This is a genomic window from Candidatus Methanoperedens nitratireducens (genome assembly GCF_000685155.1).
In the GTDB taxonomy this organism is placed as follows: Archaea; Halobacteriota; Methanosarcinia; order Methanosarcinales; family Methanoperedenaceae; genus Methanoperedens; species Methanoperedens nitratireducens.
This window is the reverse complement of the sequence record NZ_JMIY01000001.1, coordinates 79,677-86,950: the sequence shown is the minus strand read 5'-3', so window position 1 is coordinate 86,950 and position 7,274 is coordinate 79,677. Positions and strand designations below refer to the sequence as shown.

Below are 7,274 nucleotides of genomic sequence, written 5' to 3'. Positions count from 1 at the left end.
ATACGTCATAAATAACAAACATGCTGAGGACAATACTATTATTTAACTGTCAAAGTCAGGATTCAATTGCAATAATACCGTGCCTTATGTATGAGCAATAATTTTTATACATTGGTCTCATCTATATATTATAGAGATTCGGCCGAGTGAAAATATGGTCAGTAACCGAGGCTCATTTGATAAGAAACTCAGGATTTATCTTGTAGGGTTTGCCCTCCTTCTATTCTCCATAATTGTTATCGGTCTTTTTATTTTTCTGACAAATCCTGCTCAAGCTGCTGGATTTACACTCTCTTATATTGCAGGCTTATCGATGATATTCCTGCCCTGCACCCTGCCTTTGGCTTTTATCATAGTGCCTATTGCCATGAACGAGAGCCCGAAGAAAGGCATGGTAATGGCGCTGTTATTTGGTGCAGGCATGATGATTACTTTCAGTATATACGGGGTTGCCTTTGCCTCTATAGGCGAGATAACAGGCTTGTTAACGGCAAACGTGATTGCTGGCATCCTGGGCGGAGGAATGGCGTATATTTTCGGTCTCTCTGAAGTGGGTCTGATAAAGATGAAAATCCCTGGTATAGAGACTGCTCTACCTGCTTTTATTCAAAGGCAGGGTGATTATCTTAAAGTGTTCCTTCTCGGGCTTTTGCTTGCTAATGTTGGTGTAGGCTGTCCAAATCCAGCTTTTTATGTTCTCCTGGCATATATCATAGGCACTGCGGATATTTCTACAGGCTGGTCTATTATGGCAGTTCACGGTATAGGCAGGGCTACACCGCTCATATTTCTGGTAATACTGGGAATTCTTGGAATCAATGCAACACAGAGTATTACTAAAAGAATCGGTTCAGTAAGAAAAGTAACAGGGTGGGGGCTGATATTTGTGGGTGCGATTCTGTTCACGATTACCGGGCTGTTCAGGGACTGGTATGAAGAGAGCGCGCTGCATGAGGCATGGAATCATGTACTCATAACATTATCCGGCGGCAGGATAGGCGAAGCCGAAGAATTAAGCATGGAAAAAAGCATAATCCTTGAGGCAGTCCCTCAGTGGCTCGGTCCTTATGTTCTCATTCTTTTACTAGCTATACCAGTAATATGGTATTTCTATAAAAAACAGAAAAAAGGCACAGAGAAAGAAGATACAGAGAAAGAGGTGATGTAATGGCAACTGACCCTGTATGCGGGATGGAAGTGGATGAAAAGAAGGCAGCATCAAAGGAGTATAAGGGTAAGAAATATTATTTCTGCTCTCCCACATGCCAGTGGGCATTTGAGATGAATCCACAGCAGTTCGTTAAGGAGTAAGAGGATGGTTACTGTTCAGATACTTACTACTCCATCATGCACCAGTTGTGCTATCGTTGAGCGTATGCTTGATAAAATGGGTATTAAATATGAATTGATAGATATCACGAAAAACCCTGAGGTATTACAGAAATACCCGATAATGGCTGCCCCGGGTGTTGTCATAAATGGCAAGCTTGAATTCGTAGGAGTGCCAAAGGAACAGGAATTAGCTAAAAAGGTAAGAACATGAAGAAAAACCGCATGTTCTTGCCTTTTTCTAGTTACAGAGCCTTCAATCTTCTCGAATAAAATTCCCATGCCATGTATGATACCATACCTGCCCTGAGTACCCATTTACATCCAGCATACCATACATTTTATCGTCCTTTTTAACATCAAAATGATAGTAGCCATAGAATACTCCACCATCTTCTGTTTTCGTGCCCGGAAGCCGTGAATCCAGAAACTGCTGGGCATATACTCTCGCCTGCTCCTCTGTTATGGGCATAGCGCCTGCCTGAAGCCCCATCATATATTTTGTGTTCCACATCATATTAGGACCCATTTCTGGAAACATATTACCAGTATACTTATCTATGAGCATTTGAAATGCCTTTACTCCTGTGCTTTTCTCCTTGTACTCAACATAGAAGTTGAATTCCCATTCTTCCAGATCAGCGAGCTCAAGATCAGGATTATTCTGGGAAGCCAGATACCTATTTGCAATATCCTCAGCCTGCTCCAGAGTGATTAAGCTTCCATCGGGATTATATGGGACGCCGCCGCTTATGAGCATGTTCCCGCCCATCATCTGCATCATGCCGCCCATCATACCACCCATCATTCCGCCGCCCATCATGCCAGACCAAAAGCCATCTCCGCCCATCATATTCCGGGGCGAATATCCAGGTGGATAACGAAGGTAACCGGAACTAAGGACTAATCCAGTGACGCCTACAATAATCAGTACAACAGCTAAAGTAGCAAGCGTTCTCTTTTCCATAACTTACCTCCCGGTTTAATTCGGTCATTACCTTGCTGCAGCATCAACCACTTTTTTAAGTTTGCTCTCAACCTGCTCTGCGATCGGTAAAAGCTTTGGATTGCCAACTTTTCCAAGCTGCACAGTAGGTAAGACTGCACTGATGAATGTTTTACCACCTTGAACATAAACGACTACATTGCAAGGAAGCAAAACCCCGATATCGCGCTCAGCAGTTAGAGCCTGATACGCCAATGGAGGATTGCATGCTCCAAGGATTATATAATCATCGAAATCGACATCCAATTTTGTCTTAAGAGTTTGCCTGACATCTATTTCTGTGAGAACCCCGAAACCTTCTTTTTTCAGCTCATCCTTTACTTTTGTAACTGCATCTGCATAACTCAAAGTAACTGGTTTTTTGTAGTTGTACATTTTAAATTACCTCCGTCCATAGCCCATACCATAACCGTCCATCATTCCGAATTGTATAGTTTACCTCCATAACAATGATGATGTTTTTCTATAAAAAGATAGGTATATCAATCATTCTTTATTCTGTGAAGTTTCTTCTTAGATGAAGAATGAGATTGAACTCGAATTCTCTCAGTAAATCTGGAATTGTGTGAACGTCAGTTATCTTCATATAACGCTTTGTTTATAAAATTGTTATAAGCAATATTAATTATCTATCAGGGCAATTAAAAAAACAATGCTTGAGCGGAAAAGACAGTTTATCAGGGACGCATTAAGACCCCTGGCAAAAATGTTTATTGCTGTAAACCCGAACACTTTAACGATCTTCGGCCTATTAATAAGTCTTATATCCGCTGTCTTCTTTGCGAGGAGGGAGGTTTTTATAGCCGGGATCCTTCTTCTCTTAAGTGGGTTTTTTGATATCCTTGATGGGGCTGTAGCACGGGAGAACAACAGGATAACACGCTTTGGGGGTTTCCTGGATTCTGTTTGTGACAGGTTTGCTGATACTGCGGTTATACTGGGAGCAATGTACGGCGGTCTGACAACTATTTCTCCTTTTCCAGGATGGTCTGTTGGTGCTATGGCGATAGTCGGGTCATTAATGGTCAGCTACACAAGGGCACGCGCTGAGGCTGCAGGCGCGAGTGCGGCAGTAGGTATTGGTGAGAGGGCAGTAAGAATGGCGATAATCATAATTGGTGCTTTTCTGAATATGGTTAACTGGGCTATTCTGCTGGTAGCTGTTATATCCTTTATTACTGTTTTCCAGAGGATTGCATTTGTCAGAAAGGTTCTTAAATAACAAATCTTAAATTACATAAAGATTAATAATAAAGGGGTATTAGAAGGAAAAATTAATGGCTAAAATTCGTATTGCGATTGCAGGTGTTGGTAATTGTGCCTCATCACTGGTTCAGGGGCTTGAATACTATAAAGGAATTAAAAAATCTGATGACCTTGTCCCGGGATTAATGCATAACTCCGTAGGCGGCTATCTGGTCTCGGATATAGAACCCGTGGCCGCATTTGATATCGACAGGAGAAAGGTGGGAACTGATCTATCCAGAGCTATTTTTTCAGAGCCGAATTGTACAAAGAAGTTCTCGGAAGTTCCCGAGATGGGAGTTGAAGTAATAAAAGGACAGGTTATTGATGGTGTGGCTCCCCATATGCAGGATAATTTCCAGGTCGATGATAGGCAAAAATCAGTAGATGTGGCCGCTGTCTTAAAAGAATCAAAAGCAGACGTATTAATAAACTACCTGCCTGTGGGCTCTGAGAAGGCGGTGAGATGGTATGCAGAGCAGGCCCTTGAGGCGGGATGTGCATTTATAAACTGCATCCCGGTCTTTATTGCATCTGACAGCCAGTGGGCAGAGAGATTCAGGAATGCAGGACTGCCTGTGATCGGAGATGATATAAAAAGTCTTGTTGGAGCAACTATCGTTCACCGCACTTTAACCCAGATGATCGTCGATCGGGGTGCTAAAATAGATAGCACATATCAATTAAACATAGGCGGCAATACCGATTTTAGAAATATGACAGACCTATCGAGGCTGTCATCCAAAAAAATCTCTAAAACCGAATCAGTTGCATCGCAGATACCTTACGAGACATATGTCTATGCAGGTCCAAATGGGTGCATTGATTGCTTAAGCGATAACAAGGTATGCTATCTCAAGATCGATTTTAAGCTCTTTGGCAATGTCCCTGCCTGTATAGACCTGAAACTCTCGGTAGAGGACAGTCCAAACAGTGCAGGCGTTGTTGTTGACGCTGTCCGTATCGCAAAGATAGCACTGGATAGAGGCATAGGCGGACCCATACCACATGCATCAGCATATTTCATGAAGCATCCGCCTGAACAGATGCGTGAATCGGATGCGAGAGCGCAGCTTGAGGAGTTTATAAGAGATTAGCGGCTTTTTCAGGCGTGGAGAGGTTCAACCTACAACCCTCATTTTCGATACCCTGATCGTCGGGGTAATCACATTCCCGATTCTCCTTACATCCTTGCCTGCACCATCTATACCCCGAAGTATATCAAAGATATTACCTGATATCATCATCGATTTTACAGGCGAGGCAATCTCTCCGTTCTTAATTAAAAATGAGTTCCGTGCTTCAACTGAGAAGTCGCCTGAGATAGGGTTTGCAGTGTGTGCTCCTATAATCGTATTGACAATCACGCCATCTCCGGTCTCTGCAACAATATCGGATGATGGGTGTTGTACTACCAGATTTCGAATGCTTATTGAGGGTGTGGAGGTAAAAGATGCCCTCATCGCATTACCTGTGCTTTCTCTTTTCTCCTTTCCTGCTGTATAGCAATCGTAAAGGAAGGACTGAAGCATACCATTCTTCACTACCTCAACTCTTTTTGATGGCGTTCCTTCATCATCAGATGATGCTGTCCCTATACCTGCTGGAAGCGTACCGTCATCAATTAAGGATAGATCATCTGCAGCGATCTTCTTACCCATTTTTCCAATAAGGGATGAGCGCCCTTTCTGTACATTATCAGAGTTTAGCGATGCCAGCAGTGTATTTTCAAGGATATCGGCAAAAGCCATAGGCTCAAGAAGTACGGCTGTATCCTGTGTCTGTGCACGTACACCATCTCTGGATCTTGAAGCAAGAAGTGCTGCCTTCTCTCCTATCTTATAGAAATCAATATCCAGTTTCCTTGATAGATCAAACTCTGAGGCAGTCGATAGATCAGAATCCTTTGTGATTGTATCGATAGAAGCACTGATAGCAGTATCCTGGTCTTTTATCTCCACGCCATGCGAGTTAAGGATAAGTGAAGTTGAGCTTGAGCATAAGAAGTGCCCTGATGTCGGCACAACAGAGGGTATTGCCATTGCCCCTTTAATCATACGGGCAGTATAATCAATACATGACTCGATCTCAATGTCTGCGATCCTCTTATCAAAGATATCTCTAACAACCGCAGGTTTATCTTTTTTTGGAAGCCCGGACCACTCCGGGTCACCGCTTCTAATTCTTGCTGATTTTACAGCAAGAATAGATGCCTCCTCCACACGTAATGGATTATTGGTGCTTGCGAAACCCACAGCACCGTTAACAATTGCCCTGATTCCAATACCGGAGACCAGGCTCTCTTTTGCCATATCAATAGTATCCCGATGGATATCAACGATTATAGATCTGCCACTGACGCAGAAAATCTCTGCTTCATCTGCACCTGTCTGTTCTGTAAGATCAAGAGCCCTGTATGCAAGTTCGAAAATATCCATAGATATCACTAATCGTGATGCTCTCTTTAGCCATAAGGTTTGTCTCTAGATTCACGGGGTGAATCTCTTAATATTCCTAATCATCGAATCCACAAGTGAAGGGACATCTATCTGCTTCTCAGCATCGATCACTTCCTGCGGTTTTGCTGCAGTAGAAGGGTATTCCGGTACTGCCATGCAGCAGGTCGCAGGTCTTGTTGAGGGCTCAAACGTGCCTATCTTTCTTGCAATATCAGTGATCTCAAGTTTATCAAGCCCGATGAGAGGATGATAGATCGGATGTTCCATGCCGTGCATTGATGCAAGCATGTTCTGCGAGGTCTGGGATGCGACCTGTCCAAGTGAGGAACCTGTGATTATGCCGTGCGCCCCCTCAAGCTTTAATACCTCTCCCGCGATCCTGTACATCATCCGCCTGCATAATATGCAGTTAAGCCTGTTATCGCAGTTGCTCAGGAAAGCCAGGAGGTTGTCGCCATGTGGCGCCTCATATATGGTGAATTTTTTCTGCGGCGCCCACCTCTGGAGCACATCAATGCACTGCATCGCCCTCTCACGCGTGGTATCATCTGAAAAGGGAGAGTTATTAAGATACAGTGGTATTATCTCGCAGCCCCGCTTCATCATCAGCCAGGCAGCCACAGGGGAATCTATACCGCCTGATATAAGCGCTATCATCCTGCCCTGTGTTCCCATCGGCAGCCCGCCCACACCCTTTATCGATCCTGTGAAAACATATGCCTTATCCTGCCTCAGCTCTACAAAGATCTCAAGATCAGGGTTGTCGAGGTCTACCCTGATATTCTTATTAACCTTCTCAAATACAGCATCTCCGCAGGCGATGGCTATATCACGCGATGTAAACTCGTGGTTCCCGGCCCTGCGCGCCCTTATTGCAAAGGATTGATCTTCCCTGATGGTATCTGCCACTTCTGCACTGAGTTCTGCCGCAGCTTCAAGTGTTGGGTCGCAGGTATATGCAGGGCTTGCTGAAACAACGCCAAAGACCTTTGATGCGCTCTTCAGGGCATCAGGGTCATCAGAATGGATGAAGATCCTTCCCATCTCCCGGCTTATGTCAGAATATGAGCTGCCATCAGCATTGAGCATTGCCTTAATGTTCTTTATCAGTATTTGCTCGTACCTTGCCCTGACCCTCTTGCTCTTCAGGGCGAGTTCGTCGTATCTGACTAAAATTACGTTAGGGTTTTTCAATATTTCTTCACCTTTTTTTATTAATTTTGAATTGCAGAATA

At 43.8% G+C, this 7,274-nt stretch carries 9 protein-coding genes; 5 read left to right on the top strand and 4 right to left on the bottom strand.

The window, feature by feature from the left end:
* The first annotated feature begins 154 nt into the window (after nucleotides 1-154).
* From ANME2D_RS00420 to ANME2D_RS00415, 3 genes are read left to right on the top strand one after another with little or no spacing between them, the layout of a single operon-like run.
* A complete protein-coding gene (locus ANME2D_RS00420) occupies nucleotides 155-1,168 on the top strand; it encodes a cytochrome c biogenesis CcdA family protein (protein ID WP_048088236.1) in 1,014 nt (337 codons plus the stop codon).
* Nucleotides 1,168-1,311, top strand: coding sequence for a YHS domain-containing protein (locus ANME2D_RS17210; protein ID WP_081810060.1), 144 nt, complete (start codon nucleotides 1,168-1,170; stop codon nucleotides 1,309-1,311). The genes ANME2D_RS00420 and ANME2D_RS17210 overlap by 1 nt, the downstream gene beginning before the upstream one ends.
* 4 nt (nucleotides 1,312-1,315) lie before the next feature.
* Nucleotides 1,316-1,543, top strand: coding sequence for a glutaredoxin family protein (locus ANME2D_RS00415; protein WP_048088235.1), 228 nt, complete (start codon nucleotides 1,316-1,318; stop codon nucleotides 1,541-1,543).
* A gap of 42 nt (nucleotides 1,544-1,585) precedes the next feature.
* On the opposite strand, the gene ANME2D_RS00410 is transcribed toward ANME2D_RS00415, so the two are convergent.
* A complete protein-coding gene (locus ANME2D_RS00410) occupies nucleotides 1,586-2,296 on the bottom strand; it encodes a hypothetical protein (RefSeq protein ID WP_052368482.1) in 711 nt (236 codons plus the stop codon).
* A gap of 27 nt (nucleotides 2,297-2,323) precedes the next feature.
* Nucleotides 2,324-2,710, bottom strand: coding sequence for a DUF302 domain-containing protein (locus tag ANME2D_RS00405; RefSeq protein ID WP_048088234.1), 387 nt, complete (start codon nucleotides 2,708-2,710; stop codon nucleotides 2,324-2,326).
* A 277-nt stretch (nucleotides 2,711-2,987) separates the two neighbouring features.
* Here ANME2D_RS00405 and ANME2D_RS00400 point away from each other — a divergent pair, with 277 nt between their 5' ends.
* On the top strand, nucleotides 2,988-3,557 hold the full coding sequence (locus ANME2D_RS00400; protein ID WP_048088233.1) for a CDP-alcohol phosphatidyltransferase family protein: 570 nt from the start codon (nucleotides 2,988-2,990) through the stop codon (nucleotides 3,555-3,557).
* Nucleotides 3,558-3,612: 55 nt separating this feature from the next.
* Nucleotides 3,613-4,677, top strand: a complete 1,065-nt coding sequence (locus ANME2D_RS00395) for an inositol-3-phosphate synthase (RefSeq protein WP_048088232.1) — start codon at nucleotides 3,613-3,615, stop codon at nucleotides 4,675-4,677.
* A 24-nt stretch (nucleotides 4,678-4,701) separates the two neighbouring features.
* Here ANME2D_RS00395 and ANME2D_RS00390 read toward each other — a convergent pair whose 3' ends face one another.
* Nucleotides 4,702-6,018 carry a TldD/PmbA family protein gene (locus ANME2D_RS00390; RefSeq protein WP_320408794.1) on the bottom strand — a complete coding sequence of 439 codons (1,317 nt, stop codon included), beginning with the start codon at nucleotides 6,016-6,018 and terminating at the stop codon, nucleotides 4,702-4,704.
* A gap of 51 nt (nucleotides 6,019-6,069) precedes the next feature.
* The gene (thiI, locus tag ANME2D_RS00385) at nucleotides 6,070-7,233 is read right to left on the bottom strand and encodes a tRNA uracil 4-sulfurtransferase ThiI (protein ID WP_081810059.1); all 1,164 of its coding nucleotides are present in this window, start codon (nucleotides 7,231-7,233) and stop codon (nucleotides 6,070-6,072) included.
* Nucleotides 7,234-7,274: the final 41 nt, after the last annotated feature.